15 protein-coding genes are annotated in these 13,858 nt (G+C 67.0%); 9 read left to right on the top strand and 6 right to left on the bottom strand.

Annotated features, from left to right (window positions below; translation table 11 throughout):
- The first annotated feature begins 80 nt into the window (after nt 1-80).
- From guaA to OP498_RS04630, 4 genes are all read left to right on the top strand, one after another.
- Entirely contained in the window at nt 81-1,658 is a 1,578-nt protein-coding gene (gene guaA / locus OP498_RS04645) for a glutamine-hydrolyzing GMP synthase (protein WP_280552787.1), read from the top strand.
- A gap of 77 nt (nt 1,659-1,735) precedes the next feature.
- The gene (locus tag OP498_RS04640; RefSeq protein WP_280552786.1) at nt 1,736-2,671 is read left to right on the top strand and encodes a restriction endonuclease; all 936 of its coding nucleotides are present in this window, start codon (nt 1,736-1,738) and stop codon (nt 2,669-2,671) included.
- Between the two features lie 34 nt (nt 2,672-2,705).
- Nucleotides 2,706-3,128 carry a VOC family protein gene (locus OP498_RS04635; RefSeq protein WP_280552785.1) on the top strand — a complete coding sequence of 141 codons (423 nt, stop codon included), beginning with the start codon at nt 2,706-2,708 and terminating at the stop codon, nt 3,126-3,128.
- 113 nt (nt 3,129-3,241) lie between these two features.
- Nucleotides 3,242-3,688, top strand: coding sequence for a DUF6789 family protein (locus tag OP498_RS04630; protein WP_280546222.1), 447 nt, complete (start codon nt 3,242-3,244; stop codon nt 3,686-3,688).
- 215 nt (nt 3,689-3,903) lie between these two features.
- Here OP498_RS04630 and OP498_RS04625 read toward each other — a convergent pair whose 3' ends face one another.
- Together OP498_RS04625 and OP498_RS04620 are read right to left on the bottom strand one after the other, a co-directional pair.
- Entirely contained in the window at nt 3,904-4,113 is a 210-nt protein-coding gene (locus tag OP498_RS04625; RefSeq protein ID WP_280546221.1) for a TOBE domain-containing protein, read from the bottom strand.
- Nucleotides 4,114-4,179: 66 nt separating this feature from the next.
- Nucleotides 4,180-5,325, bottom strand: a complete 1,146-nt coding sequence (locus OP498_RS04620; protein ID WP_280552784.1) for a putative sulfate/molybdate transporter — start codon at nt 5,323-5,325, stop codon at nt 4,180-4,182.
- Nucleotides 5,326-5,621: 296 nt separating this feature from the next.
- Between OP498_RS04620 and OP498_RS04615 the strand changes: the two genes are divergently transcribed.
- The 3 genes from OP498_RS04615 to OP498_RS04605 all read left to right on the top strand — a co-directional run bounded on the left by OP498_RS04615 (nt 5,622) and on the right by OP498_RS04605 (nt 7,765).
- Nucleotides 5,622-6,290 carry a lysozyme-like domain containing protein gene (locus OP498_RS04615; RefSeq protein WP_280552783.1) on the top strand — a complete coding sequence of 223 codons (669 nt, stop codon included), beginning with the start codon at nt 5,622-5,624 and terminating at the stop codon, nt 6,288-6,290.
- 121 nt (nt 6,291-6,411) lie between these two features.
- Nucleotides 6,412-7,287, top strand: a complete 876-nt coding sequence (gene yghU / locus OP498_RS04610; protein WP_280552782.1) for a glutathione-dependent disulfide-bond oxidoreductase — start codon at nt 6,412-6,414, stop codon at nt 7,285-7,287.
- Between the two features lie 112 nt (nt 7,288-7,399).
- On the top strand, nt 7,400-7,765 hold the full coding sequence (locus OP498_RS04605) for a hypothetical protein (RefSeq protein ID WP_280552781.1): 366 nt from the start codon (nt 7,400-7,402) through the stop codon (nt 7,763-7,765).
- A gap of 30 nt (nt 7,766-7,795) precedes the next feature.
- Here OP498_RS04605 and OP498_RS04600 read toward each other — a convergent pair whose 3' ends face one another.
- The 3 genes from OP498_RS04600 to OP498_RS04590 form a co-directional block, all read right to left on the bottom strand.
- Nucleotides 7,796-8,794 (bottom strand): NADP-dependent oxidoreductase, encoded by a 999-nt coding sequence (locus tag OP498_RS04600; protein ID WP_280552848.1) that lies wholly within the window; start codon nt 8,792-8,794, stop codon nt 7,796-7,798.
- Nucleotides 8,795-8,935: 141 nt separating this feature from the next.
- A complete protein-coding gene (locus OP498_RS04595) occupies nt 8,936-9,247 on the bottom strand; it encodes a hypothetical protein (RefSeq protein ID WP_280546215.1) in 312 nt (103 codons plus the stop codon).
- Between the two features lie 373 nt (nt 9,248-9,620).
- Nucleotides 9,621-10,490 carry a LysR family transcriptional regulator ArgP gene (locus tag OP498_RS04590; RefSeq protein WP_280552780.1) on the bottom strand — a complete coding sequence of 290 codons (870 nt, stop codon included), beginning with the start codon at nt 10,488-10,490 and terminating at the stop codon, nt 9,621-9,623.
- A 139-nt stretch (nt 10,491-10,629) separates the two neighbouring features.
- On the opposite strand from OP498_RS04590, the gene OP498_RS04585 reads away from it, so the two are divergent.
- Both OP498_RS04585 and OP498_RS04580 read left to right on the top strand, forming a co-directional pair.
- Nucleotides 10,630-11,244, top strand: a complete 615-nt coding sequence (locus OP498_RS04585) for a LysE family transporter (protein WP_280552779.1) — start codon at nt 10,630-10,632, stop codon at nt 11,242-11,244.
- Nucleotides 11,245-11,309: 65 nt separating this feature from the next.
- Nucleotides 11,310-12,254, top strand: coding sequence for a sensor domain-containing diguanylate cyclase (locus OP498_RS04580; protein ID WP_280552778.1), 945 nt, complete (start codon nt 11,310-11,312; stop codon nt 12,252-12,254).
- A gap of 40 nt (nt 12,255-12,294) precedes the next feature.
- Here the strand turns inward: OP498_RS04580 and mltF are convergent, their stop codons facing one another.
- Nucleotides 12,295-13,686 carry a membrane-bound lytic murein transglycosylase MltF gene (gene mltF / locus OP498_RS04575; RefSeq protein WP_280552776.1) on the bottom strand — a complete coding sequence of 464 codons (1,392 nt, stop codon included), beginning with the start codon at nt 13,684-13,686 and terminating at the stop codon, nt 12,295-12,297.
- Nucleotides 13,687-13,858 lie beyond the last annotated feature (172 nt).

Genomic DNA, 13,858 nt, shown 5'->3' with positions numbered 1-13,858 from the left:
GGAAGCTTGAAGCTGGAAGTGGCCGCGCCGCTTCCAGCTTTCGTGTTTCCGGGCCGTTCGCCTCTCAAAGGAAAGGCCAGATGACCGACATTCACGCCCACAAGATCCTGATCCTCGACTTCGGCTCCCAGTACACCCAGCTGATCGCCCGCCGGGTGCGCGAGCTCGGCGTCTACTCCGAGGTTCGCGCCTTCGACATCACCGAGGCCGAGATCCGCGAGTACGCCCCGAACGGCATCATCCTCGCCGGCGGGCCGGAATCGGTCACCGAGCTGGACTCGCCCCGCGCCCCCCAGTGCGTGTTCGAGATGGACCTGCCGGTGCTGGGCATCTGCTACGGCATGCAGACCATGGCCGAGCAGCTCGGCGGCGCCGTGGAGGGCTCTCACGTCCACGAGTTCGGCTACGCCCAGATCCGCCTCGACGCCGAGACGGCGCTGTTCCGCGACATCTCGGACCATATCGACCACGAGACCGGCAAGAACCTGCTCGACGTCTGGATGAGCCATGGCGACAAGGTCTCCCGGGTGCCCGACGCCTTCACCGTCACCGCCTCCACCCCCAGCTGCCCCATCGCCGCCATGGCCTGGGAGGAGAAGCGCTTCTTTGGCGTGCAGTTCCACCCCGAGGTGACCCACACCCTGCAGGGCCAGCGCATCCTCGAGCACTTCGTGCTGGAGATCTGCGGCAGCGAGCGCAACTGGACCCCGGCGCAGATCATCGAGGACCAGATTGTGCGGGTACGCGAGCAGGTGGGCGAGAGTCACGTGCTGCTCGGCCTCTCCGGCGGCGTGGACTCCTCGGTGGTGGCGGCGCTGCTGCACAAGGCCATCGGCGACCAGCTGACCTGCGTGTTCGTCGACAACGGCCTGCTGCGCAAGGCAGAGGGCGACCAGGTGATGGAGACCTTCGGCCGCCACATGGGCGTGAAGGTGATCCGCGTGGACGCCGAGGAGCTGTTCCTCGACAAGCTGAAGGGCGAGGCCGACCCCGAGGCCAAGCGCAAGATCATCGGCAACACCTTCATCGACGTCTTCGATGATGAAGCAAGCAAGATTGAAGGTGTCGACTTCCTGGCCCAGGGCACCATCTACCCGGACGTCATCGAGTCCGCCGCCGCCAAGACCGGCAAGGCGCATGTGATCAAGTCGCACCACAACGTGGGCGGCCTGCCCGAGACCATGAAGCTCACGCTCGTCGAGCCGCTGCGCGAGCTGTTCAAGGACGAGGTGCGCAAGCTCGGCGTCGAGCTCGGCCTGCCCTACGACATGGTCTACCGCCACCCCTTCCCGGGGCCGGGCCTGGGCGTGCGCATCCTCGGCGAGGTGAAGAAGGAGTACGCCGACATTCTGCGCGAGGCCGACGCCATCTTCATCGAGGAGCTGCACAAGGCGGACTGGTACCACAAGACCAGCCAGGCCTTCGCCGTCTTCCTGCCGGTGCGCTCGGTCGGCGTGGTCGGTGACGCCCGCCGCTACGAGTGGGTGATCGCCCTGCGCGCCGTGGAGACCATCGACTTCATGACCGCCCGCTGGGCGCACCTGCCCTATGAGCTGCTGGAGACCGTCTCCAACCGCATCATCAACGAGATCGGCGGCGTCTCCCGCGTGACCTACGACGTGAGCAGCAAGCCGCCCGCGACGATTGAGTGGGAGTGATAGCTCCGTCGATCATGTAGGCTTTGAAGGGCCCACCATTGGTGGGCCCTTCGTGTAACGCACAGGGAGGTGGCGACATGGCAATACCGGATTTTCAGACGCTTATGCGTCCGGTGCTTGAGTTTGCGGCGGGTGCTGAAGAGCGCTCAATGAAGGAAACTCACCCCGTATTGGCTGACCAGTTTCAGCTCTCGGAGGAAGAAAGAGAGCAGCTATTGCCCAGTGGTCGAGTTCGTCTGTTCCGCAATCGTGTCGCGTGGGCTGTCACCCATCTGAAAAAAGCTGGACTTCTGGAGCCTCGACGTCGAGGTGTCTATGCCATCACTTCGCAGGGGAAAAAGGTCCTGGTCGATGCACCAGAGCGCATAACACTGAATTATCTGATGCAGTTCGAGGCCTTTCGGGAGTTCCGAAGCCAGCGCAGTGACAACGAAAGATCGAATGCCACTGCTGAGACAGTAGAGCAGCCCACTCCCGATCTTGAAGATGAGGGCCAGACGCCAGAAGAAGCACTTGCCAAAGCATGGAAAGAGATCCAGGAGAACCTGGAATCCGAAGTGGTGGACCAGATTAAGCAAGTCTCGCCCGCGTTCTTCGAACAGCTGGTGGTGGATGTGCTGGTCTCCATGGGTTACGGCGGCGAGCGACTCGGTGCGGCGCGTGCGGTCGGGCAGAGCGGGGATGGCGGCATCGATGGCATCATCGACGAGGATCCGCTCGGCCTGGACGTGATCTATCTGCAAGCCAAGCGCTGGGAAGGCGTGGTAGGGCGCCCCGAGATCCAGAAGTTTGCCGGCGCGCTTCAGGGGCGGCGTGCCAAGAAGGGTGTCTTCATTACCACCTCGAGCTTCACCCGGGAGGCCCGCGAGTATGCGTCGATGATCGATAACCGTATCGTGTTGATCGATGGGTATCGTCTGGCCCGACTGATGATCGATCACGACGTGGGTGTGTCGCCGGTCGAACGTTATGTGATCAAGCGCTTGGACACGGACTACTTTGTCGAAGAGTAACAGTTTTTAGCGCCCACCTGCGGGAGAAGTTGCGATGGAACAGCGCGTGAGTCTGATCACCCTGGGCGTCAGCGACCTGGCGCGAGCGCGGCGCTTCTATGAGGCGCTGGGCTGGCAGGTGGGCATGGCGGTGGACGACGAGGTGGTGTTCTTCCAGCTCAACGGGCTGATCCTGTCGCTCTACCCTCGCGCCGCCCTGGCCCGTGATGCCGGGGTGGTGGATGCAGGCGGCTGGTTCGCCGGCATCACCCTGGCCCACAACGTGCGCTCGGAGGCCGAGGTCGACGCGGTGCTGAGCGAGGCCGAGCGCGCCGGCGGTCGTGTCGTGAAACCGGCCAGCCGGGCGGAGTGGGGCGGTTACTCCGGCTATTTCGCCGATCCCGATAGCCATCTCTGGGAGGTGGCCCACAACCCGGGGTTCCCCATCGATGCCCAGGGCAATACCCGGCTTGGCTGATCGAGGCCTCCCGGTGTGACCGCAGGGGCGTGGCTTGCCGGGCGCCTGGCCCTGTGCATCGTCTCCGATGGAGTGGCTACACTGAAAGGTACAGCCACCGCAGGGAGGACGTCATGAGCACTCGCCTGTTACGAGGGTTGATGGCCGGGTTCGCGGCTACCCTGGTCATCTCGTTGATGCTGGTGCTGCGCCTGGCGGCGGGCATCATCCCCTGGTACGACCCCATCGAGGTCATGAACCTGGCCGCTCAGGACCTGCTCGGCGCGCCGGACAGCCACATGCTGGCCTGGGGCATCCATTTCGCCGTGGGCACGCTGATCTGGGGGCTGCTGTTCGCGCTGCTGGTCCCCTATCTCCCGGGCCGCACCCCCACCCGGCGGGGCCTGGAGTTCGGCGTGGGCAGCTGGCTGGTGGTGATGGTCACGGTCTTTCCCCTGGCGGGCTCCGGCCTGTTCGGCCTGGGCTTCGGGCTGGTGGCACCGCTGTCCATGCTGATCGCCCATCTCATCTTCGGCGCGGTGATCGGGGCCGTCTACGGCTGGGCGGAAGGCGTGGTCTAGCCCCGGAAGGGGCGGCCAAGGGGGAAAATCGGGGACAGACCCTCATTCCACCGCCGAGGACATGGTGGCGGGTGAGAAGGGCCACGGCTGATACCGCGGGAAGAGGGGGCTTGGCGAGTTGCTCCCGTCGCCCCATCCTCGCGCTGCTCTGGTCAAGGGGCCGGCGCCCGACGCAGCCTCTGTCGGTCGCCCTGCGTCGCCACTGGCGCGAGCGGTCAGTCGATGCCGAGCATCACGTCCGAGGCCTTGATGACGACCTGAACCTCGCTGCCCACGGCAATGCCGAGGTCCTCGATGGCGTCACTGGTGATCATCGACTTGATGGTGTTGCCGCCGCCGATGTCGACGCGTACCTGGCTGTTCACCGGGCCTTCCTTCACCTCGAGCACGGTGCCCTTGATCACATTGCGTGCGCTGATCTTCATGCGTGTCTCTCCTTTCGCCGTATTGATGGATTGCGTGTCGCGGGCCTTGCTTCCAGCTATCAGCTATCAGCTATCGCCCCCATCCTGTGGCGCCCTTGCGGCGCGCCTGTGCTTAACATGCAGGCGCAAGCGGTCGGAGACAAGCCCCATCGCCAGGCCGACAAGGGCTCCCCCAAAGAGTGTGCCCAGGGCCGTGGCGGCGATTACCGGGCGACAGTCGGGGCGAGCGTCGAACAGTCGTTTGCCGAGCATCAGCTCGATCGCGGCATTGGCGAGCAGGGCGCCGATCACCGGTGTTGGAATCGCGGCCAGCCATGCGATCACCGTGGGGCCCTGGAGGGCGGCCAGGACGCAGGCGGCAGCCACAGTCAGCGGGGCGATGAGGCTGCGTGCGCCGAAGCGGTAGTGGGCGGCAATGCCGCCGGCACCATGGCACATGGGCATGGCGCCGAAGGGTACCAGCGCCAGATTGAGCAGCCCGCTGGTGGCGGCCAGGCGACGTTCGCTGACCCGTCGGGCCGAATCGGGAAAGAGCGAATGCGCGACCGCCGTCGCCACGACCACGGCGTTGAGCAGGGTCAACGGCAACTGCGCCATTAACCCCTCGGCCACGGCGGGCATCGACAGCTCGAGGCTTTCCGGGGACGAGCCCGCGGCCAGGGGGAGAGTGGCGGTCGAGTCGCTCAGCAGAGCGCCGCCGACGACCAGTAGCGCCCAGGGGCCGCGCGGCCAGATCCACGAGAGGGCGAGCAGCGCCAGCGCCGGCAGGGCGATAAGCCAGCCCGCGCCCATCATGTCCACTGCCAGAACGCCAAGCATCAAACCCAAACCCGCCTGCAGCCCCGTGACCACTGATTGCGGCAGTGCGCGGGCGAGTCGGACCAGGTGCGGCGTGAAGGACATGGTGAGCAGCACCGCGCCGATGATGGTGCCTGCCCAGGCGGTTTCTAGGCTGGTCAGGCCGCCCGTCAGGATGATCGCGCCTAGCGCTTTCATGGGCTGCACGGCGATCGGCAGCCGGTAGACCACGGCCACCAGCAGGTAGCCGGCGGCGAAGCCGAAAAACACCGGCGTCGGCGCGAGCACGCCCAGCGAAATGGCCGAGATCACGAACGGGAGGAGGGTGCCGAGGTCGCCGAAGGCACCGGAAATATCGCCGGAGAGGCTCGCGAACGCTTGCTGGTAGCGTCGCCAGGAGGTGTCGGGGTTCATGCCATTCACTGTAGCGCTCGGCGGCCAACCCGTCGTCAACGTCTGGGGCTGCCCTTTCAGGGGACAGCCAGCTCGCGCCACGCCCTCACTGTCAAGCCAGGTCGCCAGGTCACGAGGCACTTTCGGTGATGTCGTGGGAGCACCGCTAGCGGCGCGATACATCGGCGAGACGCCGAGGGAAAGCCTCGAATGGCTCCTGTGCCCACCGGGCCGTGTGAGACGCCATCCTGTCGGAGCGCTATCATGCGGGGCGAAACATCCGTCGCGACATATCAGGAGGCCAGGTGGGATCATCGATGGATCGACAGGGAAGGGCACCCGGCGTGGTGGCGCGGGCCGTGCGATGGTTGCTGATCGTGGGACTCGGGCTGCTTGCCAGCGGCTGTGCCATGCTGGCGCCGTCGCCGCCGCAGGATCAGAGCAACATCTGCGAGATCTTCCGCGAACAACCCGAGTGGTATGACTATGCCCGCGACGCCCAGGAGCAGTGGGGCACACCGATCGCCACGCAGATGGCCTTCGTCCAGCGGGAATCCTCGTTCCGCAGCCATGTGCGCCCGCCCCGCAAGCGTATCCTGGGGATCTTCCCCGGCCCACGCTCCTCCTCGGCACGGGGCTATGCGCAGGCGCAGGACCCGGTCTGGGGTGAGTACCAGGACGATGCCGGGAGCCTCTTCGCGCGCCGCACCCATATGCAGGACGCCACCGACTTCATCGGCTGGTACAACGCGCGCACCCATCGGCAGCTGGGCATCTCGCTGCACAACCCTGAGCACCTCTATCTGGCCTACCACGAGGGGGCCGGGGGGTATCGGCGCGGCAGCTACCGCAACAAGCCCCGGGTGAGGCAGGCCGCCCGCCAGGTCGGCGCCCTGGCGAGTCGCTACCAGTCACAGCTGGCCGCCTGCGAAGCCGAGTTTCGTTGCCGGCGCTTCTACCAGGTCTGGCCGTTCTGTCGGGGGTGACGTCGATCGCGGAAGAAACCTTAACAGGCTATCGTTTGTCGAAGTGATAGGGTACATCACGTCCATCTCTATGTAATTGATGTAATTTGGTGGGCTAGCCATCGTCCGACAAGGAGCTGACATGAGCGAACGAACCGAGTACGTCCCGCCGAGGGTCTGGACCTGGGAGAAGGCGAGCGGCGGCACCTTCGCCAGCATCAACCGGCCCGTCGCCGGCCCCACCCACGAGAAGACGCTGCCGGTCGGCACGCACCCCTTCCAGCTCTACTCGATGGGCACGCCCAACGGCGTCAAGGTCACGGCGATGTTCGAGGAGCTGCTGGCACTGGGCTACCAGGACGCCGAGTACGATGCCTGGCTGATCCGCATCGGCGAGGGTGACCAGTTCGGCAGCGGCTTCGTCGAGATCAATCCCAACGCCAAGATCCCGGCACTGGTCGATCACAGCACAACGCCGCCCATCCGGGTGTTCGAGTCGGGCGCGATCCTGCTCTACCTGGCGGAGCGTTTCGGCGAGTTCCTGCCGGGCAGTCTGGCCGGGCGCACCGAGACGCTGAACTGGCTGTTCTGGCAGATGGGCAGCGCGCCCTTCCTGGGCGGTGGCTTCGGCCACTTCTACGCCTACGCGCCGGAGAAGCTGGAGTACCCCATCGATCGCTACGCCATGGAGGCCAAGCGCCAGCTCGACGTGCTCGATCGGCGCCTGGCCGAGACCCGTTTTCTGGCCGGTGATACCTACACCATCGCCGACATCGCCAACTGGCCCTGGTACGGCCAACTGGCGCTGGGGCGTCTCTACGACGCCGGCGAGTTCCTGCAGGTGCAGGAGTACGCGCACGTGCAGCGCTGGGCCAGGGAGATCGATGCGCGCCCGGCGGTGCAGCGCGGGCGCATGGTCAACCGCACCTTCGGTGACCCGGCGCTGCAGCTTCACGAGCGACACCACGCCAGCGACGTCCAGACGAAGACCCAGGACAAGCGCCAGGCCCGGGTCTGAGGGGCCGATGCCGCAACGCATCAGGCGCAACACATGAGGCACTGGGCGACAGCGCGGCCTGACTGCCTCGCCTATACTCTGACTAACGGTAGCCGTCCTCGCGAGGTGCGCCATGTTCGCTCGCTTGAGTAGTGGAATGCTGGCGGGGCTGGTGGCGCCCCTCTCCACCCTGCTGGGCCATATCGTCTTCGGCCTGGCGCTGCTGGCCATGACCGGCATTGCCCAGGCGGGGTCGAGCATCAGCTCGGCCGTGGTCAGCTCGGCCTCGGGCGAGGGTGCAGTGGTGGAGGCCGTGCTGACGGGGCCCAGCGCACGGGTGGCGGTCAATGGCGACCGGGTCGAACGGTACGACGGCCGGCTGATCGTCAACGGGGTTTCGTATGGCACGGTCGACGCGCAGGCGGTGGTGCGCTATCGGGTGAGGGGCGATGAGCGCACCGTGCTCGTCGATGATGTGGTGCGAGCGCCGGCCGAGTAGCGCTCAGCCGCAACCGATGCCCGGCGTCGTTCAGAGCCGCACCAGCATCTTGCCGGTGTTGGCGCCCTCGAACAGCGCCAGGAAGGCGTCCGGGGTGCGCTCGAGGCCCGTCTCGACGGTCTCCGCGTAGTCGATCTCGCCATTGGCCACCCGCGGGCCGACTTCTTCCAGGAAGCGCGGATAGTCGGCCCAGTGGTCGAAGATGATGAAGCCCTGCATGCGCAGGCGCTGGATCAGCACCATGGCCAGGTTGCTCGGCCCTGGCGCTGGCCCCTCGGCGTTGTAACGGGCGATCATTCCGCACACGGCGATGCGACCGCCGGTTCGCAGGGTGTTGAGGGCCGCCTCCAGGCAGACGCCGCCGACGTTCTCGTAGTAGACGTCGAAACCCTCCGGGCAGGCCGCCTTGAGCGCCTCGGTCAGCTGCTGGGTGTCGCGGTCGCGGTAGCTCACCGCCTTGATGCCGTGGGACTCCAGCCACGCGAGCTTCTCGGGCGCCCCGGCGATGCCGACCACGGTGCCGCCCTTGGCCTTGGCCAGCTGCACGGCCAGCGAGCCCACCGCGCCGCTGGCGGCGCTGACCAGCACGTTGTCGCCGTCGCGCATCTCGGCGATCCGGTTCAGGCCCGTCCAGGCGGTCATGCCCGGCATGCCGAGTACGCCGAGGTAGGCCTGTTCCGGCACCTCGATGCCCGGCAGCGGCTCCACCTGATCGCCCGGCAGCTGGGCGATGTCTCGCCAGCCGGCCATGTGCCGGACCTTGTCGCCCACGGCCAGGCGCGCATCCCGTGACGCGATCACCTCGCCCACCGCGGCGCCTTCCAGCGGCTCGCCGATGACGAAGGGGTCGATGTACGTCTTCACGCCGCTCATCCGTCCGCGCATGTAGGGGTCCACCGACAGCCAGGTGTTGCGGATGCGCACCTCGCCCTCGGCCAGCTCGGCCAACTCGGCTTCGTGCAGCTCGAACAGCTCGCGCCCTGGTGTGCCCAGGGGGATGTCGTTGATGGTGAAGTAGCGGGATTGCATCATGCAGCTCCTTCGCTTCGGTGAGTAGACGACCAGTCTAATGCAGAGACGGCGGACGGACCAACCTGTGAACGAAAACACCCCATTCGACCTGGGGCCGAATGGGGTGCGGTGACGGCACTTGCAGGTACGGTCACGGCCTCAACGCTGAGGCGCTTCCTCGAACAGCTCTGCCTTGGCATCACGCATGACGTCTTCGCAGGCGGCCTGATGGGCGAGCTGGGTGAGCAGGCTCTGGCTCAGGGCGAAGCCCTTCTCCAGGCAGGTGTCGACGTCCTCACGGCTCACTTCGGGGGTGACGTTGCAGTCAATCTTGATCGTTCTTCCACCACCGTCCAGCTTGTCGGCGAACTCCCGAAAGCGCCAGGCGATTCGCGCCTTCCAGCTGGCTGATTCTTCCACGCCTTCGTTTACGCTAAACGTGCACTGCCACTCCGGTTTGTAGACCTTCATGAGAACCTCCCGTGCTGGCTTGAAAGAATGATCGATCGTGTCTTCTGCTCCGTATCTGAAGATGTTGCACAATCATCATACAGGCTTTCGACCATCGGGCCAGTGCATCCGGCACGTCAGTGAGGTTCTTCAGCCCAGGTAGGCGGCGAAGGCTTCGAAGGCGGCTCGCTGCAACTGAGCCTGGTGTGCCCAGCACTTCAGCACGTAGGAGTCGAACGGTTGGACTTGCACTCGTGGGGTAGTCATTGCGATTGCCCTCATCAGGGGGATTGCACTACCACCATAGGCGCTTTTGTTGCAGTGCAGCAAGGTTTTTCGTGATCAGCCCGGGTGCGCCTTCCTCGGTCACTATCCACCACCGAAAATCAGCGGGTTAGCTAAGCCGGACCTCGCCCAGCACCCCGGTCAGCCGCTCCAGTACCTCGCCGCTGTGACGCCAGAAGTGCCAATAGAGCGGCACGGCGAGCGAACATTCGGGGGCGATGCTGGCCAGCCGGCCCTCGGCCACCAGCGACGCCACCTGCATCCGCGGCAACATGCCGTAGCCCATGCCGGCGCCGGTCAGGCGCACGAAGCCCTCCGACGAGGGGCAGAGATGGTAGGGAAAGCTGCCGTGGTAGCCGCAGCTGGCGAGGAAGCGGTGCTGCAGCTGGTCATGGGGGCCGTAGACGATGGCCGCTGCCCGGCGGAAGGCCTCGGGCGTCGGCCCGTCCGGAAAGTGGCGTGCGATGTAGGCCGGGGTGGCGAAGGGGTGGTAGACCATGGTGCCCAGCGGCACGCAGCGGGCCCCGGCGATGGGCCGGTCGCTGGCGCACAGGCAGGCCGCTACCTCGCCGTCGCGCAGCCGCTTGAGCCCCACGTCCTGGTCCTCGATCACCATGTCCAGCAGCAGGCCCTCCGCCCGGCAGAAGTCGCCGACGGCCGCGGCCCACCAGGTCGCCAGGCTGTCGGCATTGACGGCGATGCGCAGCCGGGGCGAGGCCTCCTCCAGGGTGGGCAGGGCCGTGCGCAGGTCGCGCTCGAGCAGCTGGACCCGCTGGACATGGTTGAGCAGCCGCTGGCCCGCCGGGGTGGGCGCAAGCCGAGGGTGGCGGATCAGCACCGGCTGCCCCAGGCGGACCTCCAGCGCCTTGATCCGCTGGGAGACCGCCGACTGCGAGAGGCCCAGCCGTTCGCCGGCGCGCTCGAAGCCGCCGCACTCGACCACCGTGGCCAACGCCTGGAGCAGCTTGTAGTCCAGCATGGGCTCTCCTTGCCGGGAGGGGTTGGTGGACGCTCAAGTATAAGCAAAACTGATGCCATATTAGCAGGATGATTTTTCAGCATCTCGGGTCGTCGCTATGCTGGCCGTTCTCGACGGGTACCAGGACAGGGGAAACGCGATGCTGGAGAGCTATCTCACCGGGCTGGTGGTGTGCGGCGGGATCATCGTCGCCATCGGCGCGCAGAACGCCTATGTGCTGGGAGTGGCCGTGCGACGGGAGCACCACTGGTGGTCGGCCGGGCTGTGCATGAGTACCGATGTGCTGCTGCTGGCCGCCGGGATGTTCGGGGTCAGTGCAGTGCTGCTGAGCATGCCGAGCGCCATGCAGGCGCTGCGCTGGCTGGGGGTGGTGTTCCTCGCCTGGCTGGCGGCCCAGGCCTTCCATCGTGCCGCCACTGGCCGGCAGGGGCTGGCCGATGGCGCCTCGGGCGGGCGCGGCCGCCGGGGCGTGCTGCTCGCCACCCTCGCGGTCACGCTGCTCAACCCTCAGGTGTACCTCGACACCCTGCTGCTGATCCCGGCCATCGGTGCCCAGCAGCAGAGCGCCGCGACCTTCGTGGCGGGCGCCGTCACCGCCTCGATCCTCTGGTTCAGCCTGCTGGCCTGGGGCGGCTCGGCGCTCTCGCCCTGGCTCTCCCGGCCCCTGGCCTGGCGGGCGATCGACGGCACCATCGGCGTGATGATGGCGGCCATCGCCGTGAACCTGGCCGGCGGGGCCGGCCTCGCGACCTGACGGGGGGCAAGAGGCCGCCGGCCGAGGGCTTTGCAATCAACGAACGGTTTGGCTCTACTGGGGCCATGACATCGACCCAAGCCCCCGCCACCCCGGAGCGCAAGTTCGAGCGCTCGCTGCTCGAGGCGATCCTCGAAGCCTCGCCCGACGGCATTTTCGTCGTCGACGATCAGGGGATAATTCTCTGCCACAACCAGCGGCTGCTCGAGGTGTTCGGCATCGCCCCCGGGGCGATCGCGGGTGGTGAGGACGGTGACCTGGCGGGATTGGACGACCAGAACCTCCTGACGCAGGTCCTGCCGCTCATCCACGAGCCGGAGCCCTTCCTGCAGCGGGTGATGATGCTCTACGCCGACCCCCTGCTCGAGGACCACTGTGAGCTGGAGTGCCGGGATGGCCGCACTCTGGAGCGCCACTCCAGGGCCCTCTGGGGGGAGGACCAGTGCTATGTCGGCCGTGTCTGGTTCTTCCGCGACATCACGGCGCGCAAGCGGGTGGAGCACGCCCTGGAGCAACTGGCCCAACATGACCCGTTGACCGGCGCCGCCAACCGTCGCCACTTTTTCGAGCGGGCCGCCGAGGAGCTCGCCCGCGCCCGGCGCCATGGCGATGCTCTCTCGCTGGTGATGCTCGACCTCGACCACTTCAAGCGGATCAACGACCACTGGGGGCACGCCACGGGCGATCGGGTGCTGCAGGCCTTTGCCGCCGGGGTCCGCTCGCTGCTGCGCCGGGAGGACCTGTTCGGGCGCATCGGCGGCGAGGAATTCGTGGTGCTGCTGCCGGCCACCGGCCTGGAGGGGGCCCTGCCACTGGCCGAGCGCCTGCGCCGCCAAACCGAGGGCCTCGACCTCGAGGAGAACGGCGAGCGGGTGAGTGTCACCACCAGTGCCGGCGTGGCGACCCTGGGCGCGGGGGATGCCTCCACGGATGCCCTCCTGCAGCGGGCGGACGAGGCGCTCTATGCCGCCAAGCGGGCCGGTCGCAATCGCTCGTTCTGCCAGGCCTAGGACGCCGGCTCCGCGCGCGAGACCCTCACTCTCCCCGTGCTTATTCCCCGCCGGACGGCGACAGCTCCAGCTCCACCGCGGCGGCGATCACGTCCTGGTAGTTGCGGATCCGCTGGACGTAGTGCACCGGCTCGTAGCCCCGCGCATAGCCGTAGCGGGTCTGCGGGTAGTAGCGCTTGTCGGCCTTGAGCGGGAGCACCTCCTTCATGTCCTCCCAGGAGTCCGGGTCCCTGCCCAGATCGCGCGCCAGTTGCCGGGCGTCCAGCAGGTGGCCACGGCCGATGTTGTAGCTCGCCAGGGCCAGGTAGGTGCGGTCCGGCTCGGGAATCGTCTCGGGCAGGCGCCGGTGGCGGTCGGCGAGATACCGCGCGCCGCCGTCGATCGCCGCGGCCGGGTCCTGGCGGTTGGTGACGCCGAGGGATTCGGCGGTGTTGCGGGTCAGCATCATGATGCCGCGCACACCGGTGGGCGAGACGGCCCGGGGGTCCCAGTGCGACTCCTGGTAGGCCAGGGCCGCGAGCAGGTCAGCCGGCATCCCGGTGGTCTCCTCGGCCGCCAGGAAGAGATCGAGGAAGGAGGGCAGGCGCTCGTCGATGCGCCGGTTAAGCGCGCGCAGGTCGACGAAGTCGAATTCGCCGATGTAGGCGTAGTAGCGGTCCTTCATCGCCGCGACGCTTTGTTGACCCTCGGCGCTCGCCATCCACTGCTTTGCCATGTCGGCGAGTGCCTGATGGCCGGCGGGCAGGTACCAGCCCAGCCGGTCGCCGCTGGTCAGGTTCATGGCGACCTCCAGGTGCGGGAAGTGGCGGCGCACCACCCGCACGATGTTGGAGTCGGCCAGGGTGCAGTCGATGCGCCTCTCGGCCACCTCGGCCAGCAGTACCTCGGTGGTGCGCGGGTCCTCCTCGAAGGCGATGCCGGTGTGGCGGTTGACCAGGCTCTCGAGCTTCTCAGCATAGCTGGAGCCCGCCGTGACGCGGATCTCGACGCCGGCCAGCTCCTCCACGCGGCGCGGCAGGGGGCGCATGTCGCGGTGGCAGACCAGCTGCTCGACGATGTCGGTATGGCCGGGGCCGCGGCGGAAGCGCGCGTCGCGGGAGGGCAGGTGGGTCAGCCCGGCGGCAGCCAGGTCGACTTCGCCGGTCTCCAGGGCCTGCAATACCCCGGCGGTGGAGTCCTGCAGCGTCCACTCGAGCTCCCAGTCATGGGCCTCGGCGAACTGCTGGACCAAGTCATGCTCCGGTCCGGCGGGGGTCTCGTCGCGGTCGAGGTAGTAGGTGGTGGCGGCGTTGCGGGTGGCCACTTTCAGCGTCTCGCCCGGCTCGGGCGGGTCGAGCAGCGTGACCGGGGGGTCGCCCGGCTCGCAGCCCTGGAGCAGGGCCAGCGACAGCAGCAGGGCGGTCAGGGTTCGCGGATTTGCAGGCGCATTCATGGGTGTTCGCTCCAGAGGGGCCTGTGTGAACTCTATCAGCTTTGCGCTTGTTTCAGTCAGCGCCATCCTCGAGCAGGGGCCCGCACTGATCGCGGTTATCCGCGACCCCGCTGCGATACCCGGCGTTGGCATGCGGCGACAGCGAGTGATAAAAAAGATCCAGCAAACTGAC

The organism is Halomonas sp. 25-S5 (genome assembly GCF_029889845.1).
Classification (GTDB): domain Bacteria; phylum Pseudomonadota; class Gammaproteobacteria; order Pseudomonadales; family Halomonadaceae; genus Halomonas.
The sequence above is the reverse complement of the archived record's forward strand: the minus strand, read 5'-3'. Positions and strand labels throughout refer to the sequence as shown.

What these genes read in the sequence shown, in the direction of transcription:
- guaA (WP_280552787.1), top strand. Translation starts at nt 81, where the DNA reads ATGACCGACATTCACGCCCACAAGATCCTGATCCTCGACTTCGGCTCC.
- OP498_RS04640 (WP_280552786.1), top strand. Translation starts at nt 1,736, where the DNA reads ATGGCAATACCGGATTTTCAGACGCTTATGCGTCCGGTGCTTGAGTTT.
- OP498_RS04635 (WP_280552785.1), top strand. Translation starts at nt 2,706, where the DNA reads ATGGAACAGCGCGTGAGTCTGATCACCCTGGGCGTCAGCGACCTGGCG.
- OP498_RS04630 (WP_280546222.1), top strand. Translation starts at nt 3,242, where the DNA reads ATGAGCACTCGCCTGTTACGAGGGTTGATGGCCGGGTTCGCGGCTACC.
- OP498_RS04625 (WP_280546221.1), bottom strand. Translation starts at nt 4,113, where the DNA reads ATGAAGATCAGCGCACGCAATGTGATCAAGGGCACCGTGCTCGAGGTG.
- OP498_RS04620 (WP_280552784.1), bottom strand. Translation starts at nt 5,325, where the DNA reads ATGAACCCCGACACCTCCTGGCGACGCTACCAGCAAGCGTTCGCGAGC.
- OP498_RS04615 (WP_280552783.1), top strand. Translation starts at nt 5,622, where the DNA reads ATGGATCGACAGGGAAGGGCACCCGGCGTGGTGGCGCGGGCCGTGCGA.
- yghU (WP_280552782.1), top strand. Translation starts at nt 6,412, where the DNA reads ATGAGCGAACGAACCGAGTACGTCCCGCCGAGGGTCTGGACCTGGGAG.
- OP498_RS04605 (WP_280552781.1), top strand. Translation starts at nt 7,400, where the DNA reads ATGTTCGCTCGCTTGAGTAGTGGAATGCTGGCGGGGCTGGTGGCGCCC.
- OP498_RS04600 (WP_280552848.1), bottom strand. Translation starts at nt 8,794, where the DNA reads ATGCAATCCCGCTACTTCACCATCAACGACATCCCCCTGGGCACACCA.
- OP498_RS04595 (WP_280546215.1), bottom strand. Translation starts at nt 9,247, where the DNA reads ATGAAGGTCTACAAACCGGAGTGGCAGTGCACGTTTAGCGTAAACGAA.
- OP498_RS04590 (WP_280552780.1), bottom strand. Translation starts at nt 10,490, where the DNA reads ATGCTGGACTACAAGCTGCTCCAGGCGTTGGCCACGGTGGTCGAGTGC.
- OP498_RS04585 (WP_280552779.1), top strand. Translation starts at nt 10,630, where the DNA reads ATGCTGGAGAGCTATCTCACCGGGCTGGTGGTGTGCGGCGGGATCATC.
- OP498_RS04580 (WP_280552778.1), top strand. Translation starts at nt 11,310, where the DNA reads ATGACATCGACCCAAGCCCCCGCCACCCCGGAGCGCAAGTTCGAGCGC.
- mltF (WP_280552776.1), bottom strand. Translation starts at nt 13,686, where the DNA reads ATGAATGCGCCTGCAAATCCGCGAACCCTGACCGCCCTGCTGCTGTCG.